16 protein-coding genes are annotated in these 18,558 nt (G+C 41.2%); 11 read left to right on the forward strand and 5 right to left on the reverse strand.

Going from position 1 to position 18,558, the window contains the following annotated elements:
* Positions 1-93 precede the first annotated feature (93 nt).
* The 5 genes from gyrA to CLV32_RS15785 all read left to right on the forward strand — a co-directional run bounded on the left by gyrA (position 94) and on the right by CLV32_RS15785 (position 8,609).
* Entirely contained in the window at positions 94-2,718 is a 2,625-nt protein-coding gene (gene gyrA, locus CLV32_RS15765) for a DNA gyrase subunit A (RefSeq protein WP_133557261.1), read from the forward strand.
* Between the two features lie 28 nt (positions 2,719-2,746).
* On the forward strand, positions 2,747-3,832 hold the full coding sequence (locus tag CLV32_RS15770; RefSeq protein WP_133557262.1) for a tetratricopeptide repeat protein: 1,086 nt from the start codon (positions 2,747-2,749) through the stop codon (positions 3,830-3,832).
* A 78-nt stretch (positions 3,833-3,910) separates the two neighbouring features.
* Positions 3,911-5,053, forward strand: a complete 1,143-nt coding sequence (locus CLV32_RS15775) for a tetratricopeptide repeat protein (protein WP_133557264.1) — start codon at positions 3,911-3,913, stop codon at positions 5,051-5,053.
* Positions 5,054-5,187: 134 nt separating this feature from the next.
* Entirely contained in the window at positions 5,188-6,414 is a 1,227-nt protein-coding gene (locus CLV32_RS15780) for a TCR/Tet family MFS transporter (protein ID WP_133557266.1), read from the forward strand.
* A 23-nt stretch (positions 6,415-6,437) separates the two neighbouring features.
* On the forward strand, positions 6,438-8,609 hold the full coding sequence (locus tag CLV32_RS15785; RefSeq protein WP_133557268.1) for an FUSC family protein: 2,172 nt from the start codon (positions 6,438-6,440) through the stop codon (positions 8,607-8,609).
* Here the strand turns inward: CLV32_RS15785 and mgtE are convergent.
* From mgtE to CLV32_RS15800, 3 genes are read right to left on the reverse strand one after another with little or no spacing between them, the layout of a single operon-like run.
* Complete coding sequence (mgtE, locus tag CLV32_RS15790) at positions 8,598-9,947, reverse strand: magnesium transporter (protein WP_133557270.1); 1,350 nt, start codon at positions 9,945-9,947, stop codon at positions 8,598-8,600. The two genes, CLV32_RS15785 and mgtE, sit on opposite strands and share 12 nt — an antisense overlap.
* A gap of 44 nt (positions 9,948-9,991) precedes the next feature.
* A complete protein-coding gene (gene corA / locus CLV32_RS15795; protein WP_133557272.1) occupies positions 9,992-11,110 on the reverse strand; it encodes a magnesium/cobalt transporter CorA in 1,119 nt (372 codons plus the stop codon).
* A gap of 2 nt (positions 11,111-11,112) precedes the next feature.
* The gene (locus tag CLV32_RS15800) at positions 11,113-11,721 is read right to left on the reverse strand and encodes a WbqC family protein (RefSeq protein WP_133557274.1); all 609 of its coding nucleotides are present in this window, start codon (positions 11,719-11,721) and stop codon (positions 11,113-11,115) included.
* A 135-nt stretch (positions 11,722-11,856) separates the two neighbouring features.
* Here CLV32_RS15800 and CLV32_RS15805 point away from each other — a divergent pair, with 135 nt between their 5' ends.
* Positions 11,857-12,879 carry a glycosyltransferase family 2 protein gene (locus CLV32_RS15805; RefSeq protein WP_133557276.1) on the forward strand — a complete coding sequence of 341 codons (1,023 nt, stop codon included), beginning with the start codon at positions 11,857-11,859 and terminating at the stop codon, positions 12,877-12,879.
* On the opposite strand, the gene aroQ is transcribed toward CLV32_RS15805, so the two are convergent.
* Positions 12,876-13,301, reverse strand: coding sequence for a type II 3-dehydroquinate dehydratase (gene aroQ / locus CLV32_RS15810; RefSeq protein WP_133557278.1), 426 nt, complete (start codon positions 13,299-13,301; stop codon positions 12,876-12,878). The genes CLV32_RS15805 and aroQ overlap by 4 nt on opposite strands.
* 42 nt (positions 13,302-13,343) lie before the next feature.
* On the opposite strand from aroQ, the gene xerD reads away from it, so the two are divergent.
* Positions 13,344-14,243, forward strand: coding sequence for a site-specific tyrosine recombinase XerD (xerD, locus tag CLV32_RS15815; protein WP_133557280.1), 900 nt, complete (start codon positions 13,344-13,346; stop codon positions 14,241-14,243).
* Here xerD and prmC read toward each other — a convergent pair.
* Complete coding sequence (gene prmC, locus CLV32_RS15820; RefSeq protein ID WP_133557282.1) at positions 14,240-15,091, reverse strand: peptide chain release factor N(5)-glutamine methyltransferase; 852 nt, start codon at positions 15,089-15,091, stop codon at positions 14,240-14,242. The two genes, xerD and prmC, sit on opposite strands and share 4 nt — an antisense overlap.
* A gap of 39 nt (positions 15,092-15,130) precedes the next feature.
* On the opposite strand from prmC, the gene ribD reads away from it, so the two are divergent.
* From ribD to CLV32_RS15840, 4 genes are read left to right on the forward strand one after another with little or no spacing between them, the layout of a single operon-like run.
* Positions 15,131-16,183 carry a bifunctional diaminohydroxyphosphoribosylaminopyrimidine deaminase/5-amino-6-(5-phosphoribosylamino)uracil reductase RibD gene (gene ribD, locus CLV32_RS15825; protein WP_133557284.1) on the forward strand — a complete coding sequence of 351 codons (1,053 nt, stop codon included), beginning with the start codon at positions 15,131-15,133 and terminating at the stop codon, positions 16,181-16,183.
* On the forward strand, positions 16,183-17,031 hold the full coding sequence (locus CLV32_RS15830; RefSeq protein ID WP_133557286.1) for an EamA family transporter: 849 nt from the start codon (positions 16,183-16,185) through the stop codon (positions 17,029-17,031). The genes ribD and CLV32_RS15830 overlap by 1 nt, the downstream gene beginning before the upstream one ends.
* Positions 17,032-17,034: 3 nt before the next feature.
* Positions 17,035-17,649 (forward strand): IMPACT family protein, encoded by a 615-nt coding sequence (locus CLV32_RS15835; RefSeq protein ID WP_133557288.1) that lies wholly within the window; start codon positions 17,035-17,037, stop codon positions 17,647-17,649.
* Between the two features lie 45 nt (positions 17,650-17,694).
* On the forward strand, positions 17,695-18,558 hold the full coding sequence (locus tag CLV32_RS15840) for a nucleoside phosphorylase (RefSeq protein ID WP_133557290.1): 864 nt from the start codon (positions 17,695-17,697) through the stop codon (positions 18,556-18,558).

Raw genomic sequence — 18,558 nt, forward strand, 5'->3', positions numbered from 1 at the left:
TTTCCACAATACGCTTAAACGCTATTATTTTCTTAAATTCGCAAGGTTAATACAATACCCTTTTTTAAATCGTTTTAACGAATAACAATTTATATGGCAGAAGATTTTGAAAATCAGGAAAGCGATAAAATAATTAAGATCAATATTGATGAGCAGATGAAGTCTGCTTATATCGATTATTCGATGTCTGTTATTGTATCCCGTGCTTTACCTGATGTGCGCGACGGACTTAAACCAGTACACCGCCGTGTTTTATATGGAATGCTTGATTTAGGTTTGGCAAATAATAAACCTTTCAAGAAATCCGCCCGTATCGTAGGAGAGGTTCTCGGTAAGTATCACCCACATGGTGATTCATCTGTGTACATGACGATGGTCAGGATGGCACAGGAGTGGAGTTTACGATATATGATGGTTGACGGACAGGGTAACTTTGGTTCTATTGACGGTGATTCGCCGGCAGCCATGCGTTATACTGAGGCAAGATTCAGCAAGATGGCTGAAGAAATGCTGGCCGATATCAATAAGGATACTGTAGATTTCCAGCTTAACTTTGATGATTCCCTGCAGGAGCCAACTGTATTGCCTTCAAAAGTTCCAAACTTATTGATCAACGGTGCTTCTGGTATCGCTGTAGGTATGGCAACAAATATGCCTCCGCATAACATTACGGAAGTTATCAATGGTACGATTGCCTATATTGAGAACAACGAAATTACCATTGCTGAACTGATGAAGTTCATTAAGGCACCTGATTTTCCTACAGGTGCGATTATATATGGTTATACTGGTGTTCAGGAAGCTTTTGAAACCGGTCGTGGCCGTATAGTAATGCGTGCGAAAGCGGAAATCGAAAGTCATAAAGACAGAGAAACGATTATCGTTACAGAAATCCCTTATCAGGTGAATAAAGCCATGATGATTGAGCGTACTGCTGAATTGGTTGGTGAGAAAAAACTGGAAGGTATTTCAAATATCAAAGATGAGTCTAACAAAGATGGTATCCGTATCGTTTACGAAATTAAACGTGATGCAAATGCCTCTATCGTTTTAAATAATCTGTTTAAACAAACTGCGCTTCAAACTTCATTCAGTGTAAATAATATTGCATTGGTGAACGGCCGTCCGCAGATGTTAAATCTGAAAGATCTGATCAGACATTTCGTGGATCACAGACATCAGGTTGTGATCAGACGTACTAAGTATGAGCTTTCTGAAGCTCAGAAACGTGCACACATCCTGGAAGGTTTATTGATCGCATTAGATCACCTGGATGAAGTGATCAAGTTGATCCGTGCCGCAAATACACCTGAGGATGCCAGATTAGGTTTGATTGAGCAATTTAACTTAAGTGATATCCAGGCGAGAGCAATCCTGGACATGACCCTACGTAGGTTGACAGGTCTGGAAAGAGACAAGATCAAAGAAGAATATGCTGAGTTGATGAAATTAATTGATTACTTGCAGTCGATCCTCGATGATGAAGGACTGAGAATGCAGATTATCAAGGATGAGTTGACTGAAATGCTGGAGAAATATGGCGATGAGCGTAGAACGCAAATTGTACATTCTGCAGAGGATATGAGCATGGAAGACTTTATTGAGGATGAAGAGGTAGTAATCACCATTTCTCATGAAGGTTATATCAAACGTACTCCTGCAACAGAATACCGTACGCAGGCACGTGGTGGTAAAGGTTCTAAAGGAAGCGATTCCCGTAATGAAGACTTTATTGAGCACCTGTTAATTGCATCGAACCACAACTATATGTTGTTCTTTACTGAAACTGGTCGCTGTTTCTGGCTGAGGGTTTACGAAATTCCTGAAGGCTCAAGATTAAGTAAAGGAAGAGCAATTCAGAATATCATCAATATTCCGAAGGAAGAAAAGATTAAAGCCTATATCAAGGTTAAAAACCTGAAAGATCAGGATTACCTGGAGAACAACTTTATCATTATGTGTACCAAAAAAGGTACCATTAAGAAAACATCACTGGAAGCTTATTCACGTCCAAGGGTGAACGGAATTAACGCGATCAACATCAACGAAGGTGATCAACTGTTAGAAGCAAGCTTAACAAGCGGCAGCAGCGAAATCGTTATGGCATTACGTTCTGGTCGTGCAATCAGGTTCAACGAATCTACTGTTAGACCGATGGGAAGAACAGCTACAGGTGTGCGTGGTGTAACACTTGCACATGATAAAGATGAGGTTGTTGGCATGATTGCTGTGGATGATCCGGCTGTAACGGTACTCGTGGTATCGGAAAAAGGCTACGGAAAACGTACAGATATCGAAGATTACAGGGTAACGAACAGGGGTGGTAAAGGTGTTAAAACCATTAGCATCACAGAGAAAACAGGTGATCTGATTGCAATTAAAAATGTAACGGACGCTGACGACCTGATGATCATTAATAAGTCTGGTATCGTAATCAGAATTGTAGTGAGTGGACTGCGCGTAATGGGCAGGGCAACACAGGGAGTGAAGCTGATCAATTTAAAAGGTAATGATGCAATTGCATCGGTAGCTAAAATTGAACATGAGGATGATGAAGAGGAAGTTGAAGAAGGTGTAATTGCTGACGAGGCAAGTGCAGATGGAACAGCAGCCGAAACAACTGAAGATACTGCAACAACAGACGAAGTGGCGGAAGAAGATCCCGAAACTGAAGATGATGAAGCCGAGGATGACGAGCCGGAAGAAAATGATAATTAACTAATTGATTGAAAATTTAAGAAAGATTATGAAAAAAGTACTTCTTAGTATTTTATTAGCAGGTGCTGCGAGTGCAACATTTGCCCAGAAAAGTGAAGTTGCCGAAGCAAAGAAAGCTTGGGGTATGTTCCAGATTACTTCCAGAGGTAATCAGGCTGTTGACAAACAACTTGAAGCGCTTAACGGTGCTATCGCACACACCGATAAAGCGATTGCTGATCCAAAATCGAAAGATATGGTTGATGCCTGGTCTTATAGAGCTTTATTGACGTCGGCAGCTGCATTAATTGATACAGTTAACCTTGATAAGGCAGATGCCAATATTAAATTGGCACAAGAAGCTGTAGAAAAAGCAAAAGCGCTTGATGCAAAAGGTACTGAAAAAGAGAATATTGCCTTAGCTGAAACCAACATCACTAACGGTGTTAGAAATTCAGGTGTACTTTTTTATCAAAAGAAGAACTTCAAAGCGGCTTACGATAAATTTGTACAAGCTACAGTTATTACGCCAACTGATACTGCAATGTACCTGAATGCTGGTATTGCTGCCCGTAATATGGATGATTATCCTAAAATGATCGAGCAGTATAAGAAAGTGATTGCTTTGAACTCTCCGCAGTCAGCTGCACTGTATGATGAGATCATTGACGTAACGCTTGCTAAACAAAGCGATACGACTACTGCATTAGCCTTACTTAAGGATGCAAAAGCAAAATATCCTGACAATATCCGTTTTATCACTACAGAAACTGATATTTATCTGAAAAAAGGTGATATCGAGCATGCTGAAGCAATGTTGTCTACATTAATCGCAAAAGAACCTACAAATGCAAGTTTCCAGGCTGCGTTGGGTAATGTATACCTGCAACAAGCACTTAAAATGCAAAATTCTTTAAATGCAATTGATGCTAAGAAAGTTAAGGAATACAATGCTGCTAAAGAAAAAAGAGATGGATTAGTTGAAAAATCTGTTCCTTACTTCAAAAAAGCATTAGAGCTGGATGCTAACAATGTTACTGCATTGGAGAACCTTAAAACGATCTATAGCTTTAAGAATGATACCAAAAGTTACAACGAGATTAAAGCACGTTTAGAAGCTTTATCAAAAAAATAACCACTAAGAATGGATTAAAAGAGGGATAAATTTTATCCCTCTTTTTTTTTGCATAAATTTGTGGGAGACACCCGCCGTATGACTATAAAAACGACATTTTCAGTATTACTTGTTTTGTTTTCCTTGTCTGTAGCTGCACAGAAGACGCAGGTTCAAATTGCAAGAAATGCATTGGGTAAGCTGCAATCGGCCATTGTTGCCGGTCAGGATAGTAAAAAGCAGATTATCATCATAGGAGAGGGGATCAAGGCAACTGAACTGGCAAAGAAAGACCGGAGGACAAAAAATTGGCCCGAAACCTGGGCGATCAGCGCTTATTTAACCTCTTATCTGGCCTTAATTGACGAGAACGACCAGAGTTCGGAGCAAAGTTTTTCGGCGGCCACAGAATCAATCGACTCTGCTAAGACATACGACAAATACCAGGACAACTCGAATCTGATTAATGCTGCACTATTGAATGTTACAATTAAAAAGCAGGATAAGGGGAATGCAGCGTATAATGCCGGAGATTATGTAACTGCATATGCATACTTGAAGGAAGTGAGTGATTTTTTTCCTAAGGATAGCACGCTGGCAATTAACACGGCATTGGCTGCTCAAAATATCCGCAGTTACGATAATGCACTCGTTTATTTTAAGCGGGCAAAGGATAACGGCGTTAAAAATCCTGTTTTATTTCAGTCGCTGGCCAATCTGTATGCCGGTAAATTTGATACCGAAAATGCAATTAAAACATTGCAGGAAGGTTTAAAACTCAATCCCTATAATACCTTTATCACCTATGATTATATTAATATACTGCTCGATAATGAGCATTATGCTGAAGCAAGTCAGGTCATAGAAAATTCGCTTAAAGTAGAAAACAGAAATAAATTGCTGTTTTATCTCTACGGATATCTGCAACAGGTTAACGGCAACAATGCTACAGCAGAACTTGCTTATAAGCGTGCCCTTGGATTGGATCAGAATTACTATGACGCACTATATCAACTTGGATTGGCATATATCAATACAGCTAACGAACAACTGAAGTCTAATCAGAAAGATCATGTAGAGAATTTTACAGCCAGCATGAATCGTGCTGAGTTTACTTTATTGCAGGCGCATGAGATCAATCCAAATGATAAGTCGGCCATCCAGTTGCTGATTGATATTTATACCCGTAAAAATAGATTGGATAAAGTCCAAGAGCTAAAAAGAAAATTGCAGGAATTTTAGTTGAAAATGGGGAGTGTTAATCTCTGTTTCTTTCTTCTACTTAACATAATATTAATTATGATACAGATATTAATTTCTGAAATCCGGGAAGAATAAATAACTTGTCTACATTATCTTATTAACGTCTTTAACGCATGGCCAAGAATAAAAAATCAGCTGTAGGTTTTATTTTTATTACGCTACTCATTGATTTTACCGGATTTGGAATTATTATTCCGGTGCTTCCAAAATTAATTGAAGAACTTACTGGCGGCGGACTTAGTCAGGCTGCAATTTACGGTGGCTGGTTAACAATTTCTTATTCAGTTATGCAGTTTATAAGTGCACCGGTATTAGGCGGCTTGAGTGACCGGTTTGGTCGTAGACCAATTTTATTGGGATCTTTATTTGGCCTCGGACTGGATTATATTTTTCTTGCTTTTGCACCCAGTATTCTCTGGCTTTTTGTAGGCCGGATTGTTGCAGGAATCACCGGAGCAAGTTTCACTACAGCTCAGGCGTATATTGCAGATGTGAGCGAACCCGAAAAGCGTGCACAAAATTTTGGTATGGTTGGCGCAGCCTTTGGCATCGGATTTATTGTGGGCCCAGTTTTGGGTGGCTTGTTTAGTCAGTTCGGACTTCGCGTTCCATTTATGATCGCTGCCGGATTGTCCTTGCTAAACTGGCTTTATGGTTATTTCATTTTACCGGAATCGTTGAAACCCGAAAATCGCCGGAAGTTTGAATGGAAACGTGCCAATCCAGTTGGTTCTATTTTGCATATTCGTAAGTATCCTGCTTTGGGCGGTCTGCTCCTCTCCCTCCTGCTTTTATATGTTGCGGCACATTCCGTACAATCTACATGGACTTATTACACGATGCTAAAGTTTAATTGGTCTGAAGCCTGGGTTGGTTATTCCCTTGGTTTTGTGGGTATTGTGGTTGGCTTGGTACAGGGATTGTTAATCCGGGTCATCATCCCTAAAATCGGCCAACACAAGGCAGTATTTTTCGGACTTTTGCTTTATATCCTGGGTTTTACATTGTTTGCCTTTGCCACAAAAGGCTGGATGATGTTTGCCTTTATGCTGCCTTACGGACTAGCAGGGATCTTTGGTCCAGCTATGCAGGGCATTATTTCAAACGATGTTCCACCAAATGGACAGGGAGAAATTCAGGGTATTATGGCTGGACTGATGAGCATCTCATCAATCATCGGTCCGCTGATTATGACCAATTTGTTCTCTTATTTCACAAGTAGCGGAAGCCCGGTTTATTTCCCGGGATCTCCATTTATACTGGGTGCGGTGTTAACAGTATTGTGTTTATTTATTTGCATGCGCACCCTTAAAAATCACCATCCACAACAATCAAAATAACTATAAAACTGTTTAGCTAGCGGATGAACACTAATACAATACAAAAACCAGTCAGAGATGTACAGGACTTTCTACTAAGCACCTATTTTGCTGATGGAATCCGGATCACTATCGGCGTACTTTTCCCTTCGCTGATCCTGGCTCAGTTTGGTTTGCTCAAATTTGGGATGACACTATCCCTCGGCGCATTGTGCGCCAGTATTGTGGATACACCCGGGCCGATAGTACATCGGCGGAATGCGATGCTGATCACAACGGGGCTAATTTTTCTGATGAGCCTGCTCATTGGGTTGATCAATGCAAATGCATACTTGACAGCCATTTTGCTCGTCGTGTTTAGCTTGGTGTTTTCAATGTTCAACGTGTACGGAACACGTTCAGCAGCTATAGGAACAGCGGCGTTGTTAATTCTCGTTTTGAGTATCGACGATGTGCGCCCCTGGAATGAAGTTACCTTGCATGCAGGACTGGTGCTGGTGGGCGGACTCTGGTATACCCTGCTGAGTTATTTTTCTTACCGTATCCGGCCCTTTCGTATTGTACAGCAAACATTGAGTGAATCTATTTTGGAGGTAGCAGATTTCCTGCGGTCCAAGGCAAAGTTTTATAGACAGAACACGAATTACGACGATAACTATGCAGAACTACTCCAATTGCAGGTATTGGTGCATGAAAAACAGGACGCTGTTAGGGAGTTGCTATTTAAGACCAGGGAAATTGTAAGGGACTCTACTCCCGAAGGCCGGTTCTTGTTGCTGGTATTTGTTGATATGGTTGATCTGTTTGAACAGGTAATGTCGACCTATTACAACTATAAGCAATTGCACGAACAGTTTGATGCTGTAGGCATCCTTGCTAAATATGAAATTGTGATCCTTAAGATTGCCGATGCTCTGGATGAGCTATCTTTCGCCCTGAAAACCGGTGGCAATCCCCCTTCCTTAAAACAACTCGGTCGCGAAGTAAAGAAACTAAAAAACCGCATCACTGCGCTGGAGAGAAACAATACTCAAGGACAGTATAATACACTTGGTATCATTGCGCTGAAGAATATTGAGGTTAACATCGAAAACATCGTCGCACGTGTAAAAACTATTCAGGGCTATTTCAATAAAAGTGAAAAGAAGAATCTTAAAACGCGTGAAATAGAAACGGAGAAATTTATCACGCGGCAAAGTATAGATATTAAACTTATTCTGGAAAACCTGACCTTCAGTTCTTCAGTATTCAGACATTCGTTACGCGTGGCGATCGTTATGTTGATAGGCTTTGTGCTATCTAGGTCACTGGCATTTTCGCATAGCTATTGGATCTTGCTCACCATCCTTGTAATCTCCAAACCAGGCTTTAGTCTGACTAAGGAAAGGAATTATCAACGCTTGATCGGCACTATAGTTGGTGCCGTCATTGGAATGGTGGTGTTGACCTTCATCGATGATAAAAACACGTTATTCGGTATTCTCCTGGTCTGCATGATCGGCTGCTACAGTTTTCAGCGCAAAAATTACGTAGTTAGTGTGTTATTTATGACGCCGTATATTCTGATTCTGTTCGACTTCCTGGGGATGGGTGGTCTTTCTGTTGCGAAAGAAAGAATCTATGATACGTTGATCGGATCCGGAATCGCCTTTGCAGCCAGCTACGTGCTGTTTCCAAATTGGGAGCATGAGAAGATTAAGGAAGCGATGATTGCCGTAGTGAAAGCTAATGCAAACTATTTTAAGGAGGTTACACGCCTGTACTTTGATAGATCGGACATTACAACGGGTTATAAGGTTGCAAGAAAGGAAGTCTATGTAACCTCAGCCAACCTGGCGTCCTTATTTCAAAGAATGTTTTCGGAGCCTAAAAGCAAGCAGGTGATGATTAAAGAACTTCATCAGTTTACAGCACTTAACCATCTGTTATCCTCTTATATAGCTACTTTATCTTTGTACTATAAGGAACACGCAATGCATACGTATGACGTTGAAGAGTTGCGGCCTATAGCCGATAATACAAATTACCTGATCAATCTGGCAGCAGAAAATTTACTCCATAAGTCAGACATTCTCAGTAATGTACCTTTGGTAAAAACTAAGGTTGATGAAAAACTGGATACCGAATCAGAACTGATTGCTGAGCAGTTTAGCAGCATCCAAAAGCTGTCGTACGATGTCTACAAATTAACCGATCAGATCAGGTTACAGGAGTAGTTTACTGGCCATCCCAAGTAACAATAAAAAGCCGAAAACATCGGTAAAGGTTGTGATAATGATGGATGAGGCTATTGCAGGATCTATACCTACCCTTTTTAAGATTAAGGGAATTCCTGCGCCCGTCACGCCAGCTATGACGAGGTTACCCGTCATGGCCATAAATATCACAAAGCCCAGCATCGGATTTGCATCAAAAACAAGGGCGAAGATAAATACGATCAGTCCTGTAACGGCACCATTAATCAATCCAACGGTAAACTCCTTTAAAACAGTCCGATATGCCTGATTGTCGGTTAGGTCGTATAAGGAAATACGACGTACAGTAACGGCGAGGGCTTGTGTAGCTGCATTTCCTCCCATTCCGGCAATAATGGTCATATACGCAGAAAGCACAGCGATCTTTTCCAGCGTAGGCTCAAAATAACGGACAACGGATGAGGCAAGAAAGGCGGTAGCGAGATTGATAACTAACCAGGGTAAACGTGATTTTACGGCTTCCACCCAGTTACCACTTAATTCCTCATCCTCGGAAACCCCCGAGATTTTCAGGATATCCTCTGTATTTTCGTCTTCCAAAACGTCGATAACATCATCAAATGTTACGCGACCAAGCAAATGCATCTGCTCATCCAAAACTGGAATACTCGTAATATTATATTGGGAAATGAGTTTAGCTACTTCTTCCTGATCAGTGTCGGGTGTTACCCAGGCCACATCGGCTTTTACAAGCTCGGTGATTTTTGCATTCCCTTTAGCTTTGATGATGTCTTTAAGGGATACAATTCCCTGAAATATATTAAAGTCGTTGACTACAAAGATGGTATAAAACTCTTCTATCTCTTCGCTCTGACGGATAATTTCATCGATAGCATCTTTTTTGGTGAGGTTCAGGTTGATTTTGATGAACTCTGTGTTCATCAATCCTCCCGCAGTATCCTCATCATAACTTAACAGCTGGCGGATGTTGCTGGCATCATCTTCACTCAGGTCTCCTAAGATCTCCTTTTGCTCATGCTCCTCCAACTGAGAGATAATGTCGGTCGCATCATCATAGTCAAGTTCTTCAACGATCTCGGTACGCTTGTCGGGATGCATTTTCAAAAGAAGCTCTTCCGGGTGTGCTTCCTCATGCATCTCTGAAATAACTTCAGATGCAATTTCAACATCTAGCAGGTTAATGATCCGCTGCCGGTCGTCCTGATGGATGCTTTCAAACAGAATGGCAATTTCCGAAGCATGGTATTCTGAAAGGATAACCTTCAGCGCTTCATCGTCAGCCTGTAATGCTGCCTTAAGCTTGGGAACGTCTGTTTTGTCTAGGTCGAAAAATTGCATGCCTGGCTAAGATAGGAAAAATAAGGCTTTATTAGGGTCTGGTTCTACTTAAACCAGCCTTTTCTCCAAAAATATACGACCTGAAACGCCGCGATAACGAGCATGACAATCATTGTGTAGAGATAACCATGCTGTGCATACAGTTCGGGCATGTTATAGGGCATAATTCTTCCTGTAACAGGATCTTCGCGCGAGAAATTCATACCATAAATCCCTGCGATAAAGGTTAAAGGAATGAAAATGGACGAAATAATGGTCAGCACCTTCATGATCTCGTTCATCCGGTTACTGATAATAGAAAGATACATGTCGATATTACTTGCAGAGATTTCTTTTAGTGATTCAATGATGTCAATAATCTGGATACAATGATCATAGGCATCTTTGACGTACAGTTTGGTTTGTTCAGTAATCAAAGGGCTGTCCGAACGCAGGATATCATTGAGTTTATCGCGCTCTGGCCAGGCCACCCTGCGGATGCTGATTAAACTGCGTTTAATAGACTGCGTGTCATACATGACCGTTTTATCTGGTTTATCGAGTAACCTGTCTTCAATAAGATCAAGTTCATCACCCCAATATCCTAAAACTTCAAAATATTTATCTACGATGATATCCATGATCGCATACATGATATAGCTGCTGCCAGAAGTTCTGATATTCCCCTTCCCTGCCTTAAGGCGCTGTCTGATGGGCTCCAGGCAATCTTCATATTTATCCTGAAAGGTAATTACCGCGCGTTCCGTAACGATAAAGGAGATCTGTTCATTTTCCAGGTTTTTATCGTCATCAAAAAAGAGCATTCTGCTGATTGCGAAGATATGGCTATCATATTCTTCAAACTTAGGTCGCTGATAAGTTCTTGTGATATCCTCAAGGATCAATTTATTGATATCAAGGTCCTGCTCCAGCGTACGGAACATGGATTCAGATTTAAAGCCCTGGATCTCTACCCAATACGTTGCGCCAGGTTTATTGATGATGTCCTTTAGCCGACTGAGATCTTTCAGGGATTCTGTCCCATAGTTTTGATCAGCAATGGTATGTAACACGATCCTTGGTTCCAGTGAGCTATCGTCTATAAATACCGTACCCGGACTGCTTCCGGCAGCGGGTAAATTATAACGCTGCCTCTTTTTCTTAGCACGCTGATTTTTCGTCATTCTTAAAGGAAGGATTTAGATTGCGGTCCCTGATTGAATAACAGATCAACGATACTCATGTTTGGAAGAAATCCATTTCTGTCATCAAATACCTGAAAATAGGGTTTTGCAGGATGTGCTGCGTCAGTTTTAAACATGGACCGGTCGCGGTAGTCGGCCACAACCTCAGGGTCTTTTACGAATTCTGTAGTAAACTGAAAATCCACTTTCTTTTTCAATTGTTTAAATAACCAATCCATGATTTCCAGGTTATGGTCGAAAAGGAACTCATGCTGTTTCTCAAAAAAACCGGCAAAGTCGTCTTCATAGTATTCAAAGTAGGCAGAATTGCGATAGCAGGTCTGCAGCGTCAGCCAATGCAGGCGCTGCCATTTAAAATCATAACTGATCCTGACATCTTTCATTGTAGTATGGAACTTCGATCCTTTAACTACCGGAAGAAAAAGATTTAAGGGCCCGTTAGGCGATACTACTGTTGCCCTGTTTCGAAAGGTCTGCTTTGGAAAATGTTCAAACTTCTCAAGTTCAAAGATATAGTCGTGCTGGCTCAGGGCCGAGAAATAACTTACGGGAGGCAGATAAAAAAGTGGAAATAGTGCGGGACTTTGCATTTGTTAATTTATGTTTGCAGTCTTAATCGGCCAAATTAAGGATAAATTCTTTTTTTATCGGTTTATTCCTTGAGCATCCATTAAATTTTGCTTGAAAAGAGAAGCAGCAAACACAAAAAGACCTGAGTATCGGTAATGAACAACAATCATCCCAGCGTAGCTGTAGTAATTTTAAACTGGAACGGACGCGAATTATTAAAAACTTTCCTGCCACAGGTTATCCAGAGCAAATACCCTAATCTTAAGATTGTTGTAGGTGACAACGGCTCGACAGATGATTCTGTTGAATTTGTTAAGCGCGAGTTTCCTACCATTGAAGTTATAGAAAACCGGCTTAACCTGGGGTTCGCCGGCGGTTATAATGAAGTGCTTCTTCAGGTGGATGCCGACTACTTCGTGTTGCTGAACTCTGATGTCTCTGTTCCCGAAAACTGGATTCAGCCGGTAATTGACCTTATGGAGTCTGACGACCTGATCGCTGCAGCGCAGCCAAAGATTAAATGGTACCAGGACCAGCAGCAATTCGAATATGCGGGTGCTGCAGGAGGTTTCCTGGATAGGTTTGGCTTTCCATTTTGTAGGGGGCGCATATTCAATGTTATAGAAACTGATCACGGGCAATATGATGATAACTGCGAAATATTCTGGGCGAGTGGGGCAGCATTATTTATCAAAAGGAAATGCTGGTTTGAAGTAAGTGGGCTCGATGCCGATTTCTTCGCTCACATGGAGGAAATTGATATCTGCTGGAGGTTGAAAAATCTTGGTTATAAAATTATGTATTGCCATGAGGCAGAGGTATACCATGTTGGCGGTGCCACATTAAATACAGAAAACCCACACAAAACTTTCTTGAATTTCAGAAACAACCTCTATATTCTTCAAAAAAACCTGCCCGAAAATGAGTTGCTGAGCCTTCTATTCTGCAGGATATGGATTGACTTTGTAGCGTGGATCCACTTCCTGTTAACAGGAAAACCTAAATTCGCCTGGGCAGTGAGCAAAGCTCATTTTGAATTTTTCAGGAACCTTACCAAAACATCGAGGAAACGAAAGGATAAGCAAATGCCTTTTAATGAGCTTACAGGTGTTTACCACTCCAGCGTAGTGTGGGCATTTTTTGTTATTGGATATCGAAAATTTAGTCAGCTGTTTTAGCTGGTGCGGCTTAATAGATGTTCTATTGCCAGTCTGTAGCCATCCATTCCGAAACCTGTTAACACGCCGATGCAATTTTTACCGGTCAGCGATACATGTCTGAACGCTTCGCGAGCGTAAATATTGGAAATATGTACTTCCACTACGGGAGTATTTATAGCTGCGATAGCATCAGCAATGGCTACAGAAGTATGTGTATAACCGCCACCGTTCAATATAATGCCGTCAAAGCTAAAACCAACTTCATGTAGTTTATTAATTAGTTCGCCTTCAACATTGCTTTGAAAATAGTTAATGTGAAGCGCGGGATAACGGCGCTTAAGTCCTTCAAGAACAGCATCAAAACCCTCGCTCCCATAAACAGAAGGTTCTCTGACGCCAAGCAGGTTTAAATTTGGACCATTAATAATTTGTATCTTCATGGTTTCAAACATAAAGGTTAATACTAAGATTAGAAAATATTTGTGCTAAATCATATATATCTTAAGGAGTTTGGTGTTTACTTGAAACTGGAACGCGGCTTCTCGCAAAATTCAGTAGATGCGTACTTAAATGATGTGTCCAAACTTACTCAGTTTTATGAACAATTGGAGCTTTCCAAAAGTGCAAAAGACATTACCCATCAGGAGCTTGTACAATTTATCTCCTGGTTAAACGAGTTGGGTATGCTTCCCGGTACACAGGCACGGGTTATATCGGGTATCAAATCATATTTTGGATTTTTGTTGATCGAGGAACTGATTACAGCAGACCCCACCGAAGACTTGGAGCCACCAAAATTATCCAGGAAACTTCCTGATGTACTGCATCTGCACGAGATCAATCAGATTACTGCCGCAATAGACTTGTCTAAAGCTGAGGGCATCCGTAGCAGGGCAATGCTTGAAGTATTATATGGTTGTGGATTACGGGTTACTGAAATGATCAGCCTGCGATTGTCTAATCTGCATGTCAACGAAGAATACATTAAAGTGCTTGGTAAAGGGAATAAAGAACGGATTGTGCCTATAGGCACAGAGGCCCTCAAACACATCAGTATTTATGTAAATGAAGTCAGAAACAAGTTGACTATCAAAGTTGGAAATGAGGATTTCATATTTCTGAATCAGAAAGGTAGTCAGATTTCAAGAATTTCTGTTTTCACCATGGTTAAAGCACTGGCTTCACAAGCAGGAATTACAAAAAGTATAAGCCCACATACGTTCAGGCATTCGTTTGCTACGCACCTCATCGAAGGTGGTGCGGATCTGCGTGCAGTACAGGCGATGTTGGGTCATGTAAGTATAACGACGACAGAAGTTTATACCCACCTGGATAATGAATACCTGCAAGGTATGGTTAAGCAATACCATCCAAGAAGTTAACTTCTTGCAGCAAGAATCATTCTGTCCTTACCTTGCATATCCTTACGAAGCTCTACCCTGCCAAACCCTTTTTTATGTAGCATAGCCCTTGTGTCTGCACCTAAGTATTCGTTGATCTCGAAAAACAATAACCCCTTTTCGCGTAGCGATGATAATGCAAAATCGGCGATAGCTTTATAAAAAATGAGTGGGTCTTCATTGCTGACAAACAATGCGAGGTGTGGCTCGTGAGCAAGTACCTGATGCTGCATGTCTGCTTTCTCCAGTTCTCGGACATATGGAGGATTACTGACGATTATGTCATATTGTCGATCTGATTCAAAGTGCAGAATATCGGCATGTATCGTGGTTATCTCTGCATGATTATTTATGGCATTCTGTTTAGCTACTGATAATGCGTCACTTGAGGTGTCTAGCGCAGTAACGTCACTATTAGTGAGATGTATTTTTAATGTGATAGCAATGCAACCGCTGCCTGTTCCGATATCGAGCATGTTGGCATCAATAGCATGTAATGCTTTACAAGTGGTGATAATCCAATCTACAAGCTCTTCTGTTTCTGGACGAGGGATAAGCACTGAAGGGTTTACTAGGAAGTTGTGTCCGTAAAAATGTGCTGTACCCAGTAAGTGCTGTATAGGCTGTTGCTGTTCCAATCCCGCCAAGACAGCATCCAAATCGTTGATCATTTTCGCATCGGCATCCTGATCCTGTATGACTAAAAACTGACTTCTGCGATGACCTGTAAGCTGTTCAAAAGCGATGTAAAATAGCGCCAGCGCTTCTTCGGCGCCATAAATATCAGAAAGTCGCGCAACAAATTGAGCTTTTACAGAATGGAATTTCATATTCTGTAAAAGTAACAAATATAGCTTACTTTTGCTGCCATGCTTGATGAGACTTACATGCGCCGCTGCCTGGAACTTGCGGAAATGGGAATGGGAAATGTGAGCCCCAACCCGATGGTTGGTTGTGTAATAGTGGCTGATGGAAGAATTATCGGCGAAGGCTTTCATAGAAAAATCGGCGAGGCACATGCGGAGGTGAATGCTGTGAAAGCAGTTATAGATCAGTATGGTGACCAGGCAGAAGATCTTTTTAAAAGAGCAACTGTTTACGTTTCACTGGAGCCATGTGCCCACTTCGGCAAGACCCCACCCTGCGCAGATCTGCTGATCCGCCACCGTGTAAAGAAAGTCGTAATCGGCAATAAGGATCCTTTTTCAGAAGTCGATGGTAAGGGTATAGAGAAATTGAAAAATGCAGGCATATCGGTTGTACAAGGTGTTCTTGAAGATTCTTGTACATTATTAAACCGCCGTTTCTTTACCCGCGTGCAGCAGCAACGTCCTTACTTCATCTTAAAATGGGCGCAAACGGCGAACGGTTTTTTTGCACCGCTTAAGCGAAATAAGGAATGGATTAGCTCTGGGATGGCGAAAAAACTTACGCACAAGTGGCGAACCGAAGAAGACGCAATACTTGTGGGCAAAGGCACTGTACTTGCCGATAATCCACAACTGAATACCAGAGAATGGACCGGCAAAAATCCAGTGCGATTGGTAATAGATAAAAATCTCGATATTCCGGTCAGCGCAGCTATTTTTAACAGCGATGCAAAAACTGTTATCTTCAATGAAATAAAGACTGAAGTAATTGACAACATCCATTATATACAGATGGAGGATATGCAATTTTACCTGCCCCAGAAAATTGCATATCAACTATACCTGATGGATATTCAATCTGTAATTATTGAAGGCGGCGCCTTTATGCTTTCCTTATTTATCAATGCAGGTCTCTGGGATGAAGCCAGAGTTTTTCATTCTTCGCACAGCTGGATGACAGGAATTCCTGCTCCGGAAATCCACGGATTCATTGAAGAGGTAATGAATGTTGATGCTGATCGTTTGCTTATTTACAAAAATATAAAATCCTGATGATCTATATTTTACTGAGTATATCTTGTAGTGTTACTGTATCAATACTTTTAAAACTCGCAAGGAGATATCACATTAGCATAGTGCAGGCCGTGACTTGGAATTACATTTTTGCAATCCTCCTGGCTGTTATATTTTTTAAGCCCCAAATGGGCGACTTGAAGATCACCGACTACTCAATTTATGTAAGCTTAGGTATTTTACTGCCAGTGGTGTTCTGGATCCTGGCCAGGTCGATCCGTACAACAGGAATTGCCAGGACGGATATTGCTCAGCGTCTGTCGCTGATCATTCCGCTATTAGCTGCCTATTTCGTTTTTCAGGAGCAGTTCAACGCAGTAAAGCTTGCAGGCATCGCACTGGGTTTTATTTCGATCTTGCTGATCCTATCCGTAAAAAAGACTACAAGTCAGCCAAGCGCTACTTATGTTTATCCTGTATTGGTATTTCTTGGATTCGGCTGTGTAGATATCCTTTTCAAAAAAATTGCTGTGATATCAGGTGTTCCGTATACTACATCCTTGGTCGTTGTATTTTGTTGTTCAGCCGTTATCTCATTAATTGCTACAGTTTATCTGGTAGTTGCAAAAAAAGAGAAGCTGCAATTAGTCAATATATTATGCGGATTCATTTTAGGTTGTTTCAATTTTGGTAATATCTTTTTTTATCTCAAAGCGCACCAGGCATTCGCGTCAAACCCCTCTACCGTGTTTGCATCAATGAATATCGGTGTGATTACTTTGGGGTGCCTTATCGGCGTGTTCGCTTTCAAAGAAAGGCTAACTAAGTTCAACTTGATTGGGCTTATAGTAGCTGTGCTGGCCGTTGTTTTAATTACAGTTTCCTAATACATGCTTTTTGACGACACCTATTTAACGATAAGCAAACCCGCGGAGGGTATTTTTAGAGATAAGGGCTCTAAATTTATTGGCGTTGCATACCCTGTCCAATCACTTTCAGCGGTTAAAGAATTGATTGAAGATCTTCGAACTAAACATCCCAAAGCCAGACATTTCTGTTGGGCAGTTAGATTAAGTCCTGATCGGTCACTTTTTAAAATAAATGATGACGGTGAGCCTTCGGGAACTGCTGGCCGCCCGATACTGAATACATTGCTCTCTGCAGATTTAACAAATGTGTTAGTGATTGTTGTCAGGTATTTTGGCGGTACATTACTTGGCGTTCCTGGTTTGATTAACGCCTATAAAACTGCCACAACAGAAGCAATTGCAGCATCAGAAATCATCAGTAAAACTATAAATGATCTGTATCAGTTATCTTTCCCTTATACCCAGATGAACGATGTAATGCGCATTATTAAGGAAGAACAATTGCAGCCTACGGACCAACATTTTGACCAAAGCTGCATGATGAACCTGGAAATCCGTAAATCCAGACTTATCGCAATCCTGGGCAGGTTTGAGAAACTGGATGGCGTGAAGGCAGAATATCTGAGTACAATTTAAAAAGATACCGCTATTAGTGTACCTTTGCTGCTTAAGGAATGTCCTATGCATAAACTTTCAGAATCAGATCTGGTTATTAATCCAGACGGAAGTATCTACCATTTAAATCTATTGCCTGAAGATGTGGCACAAACGGTGATTACTGTTGGTGACCCTGATCGTGTTTCGGAAATAAGCAAGCTATTTGATCGTGTAGAACTTAAAAAAGGAAAACGTGAGTTTATTACCCATACCGGATATCTGGGCGACAAAAGAATCACTGTATTGTCTACAGGGATTGGTACGGATAATATAGATATTGTTTTCAACGAGCTTGATGCCTTGGTTAACATCGATTTTAAAACCCGTGAGATAAAATCTGAGCTTACTTCTCTGGATATCATCAGGATCGGTACTTCCGGCGCCATACAACCGGATATCGATATGGGTACAATTTTGGTATCCAGTCACGGTTTAGGACTTGATACCCTGATGAAATATTATAAACAACGGCTTTCTCCGGAGGATCAAAATATCCTTGATGCGGTGAACCAGCATTTTGCCGACCTGCCGGGCATCGATCCTTATTTTACATCGGGTAGCTCCAAATTATTGGAAACTATTGGTAAAGGTCTTCAGCGCGGAATAACCGTTACAGCACCAGGTTTTTATGCCCCTCAGGGCCGTGTAGTTAGAGCTGAAGGAAAAGTCCCTGACCTGATTGGTAAGCTGAATAGTTTTAAATATGATGGGCTGCGCATTACCAATTTAGAAATGGAAACGGCTGGAATTTATGCACTCGCCAGTGTGCTCGGACATAACGCACTATCGGTAAATGCAATATTGGCCAGCAGAGTCAAATTTGAATTCAGCAACGATCCCCATGCGATCGTAAATAAAGCCATTGAGTTGGTATTAGAAAGACTATAA

It is taken from the genome of Pedobacter duraquae (genome assembly GCF_004362245.1).
Classification (GTDB): Bacteria; Bacteroidota; Bacteroidia; order Sphingobacteriales; family Sphingobacteriaceae; genus Pedobacter; species Pedobacter duraquae.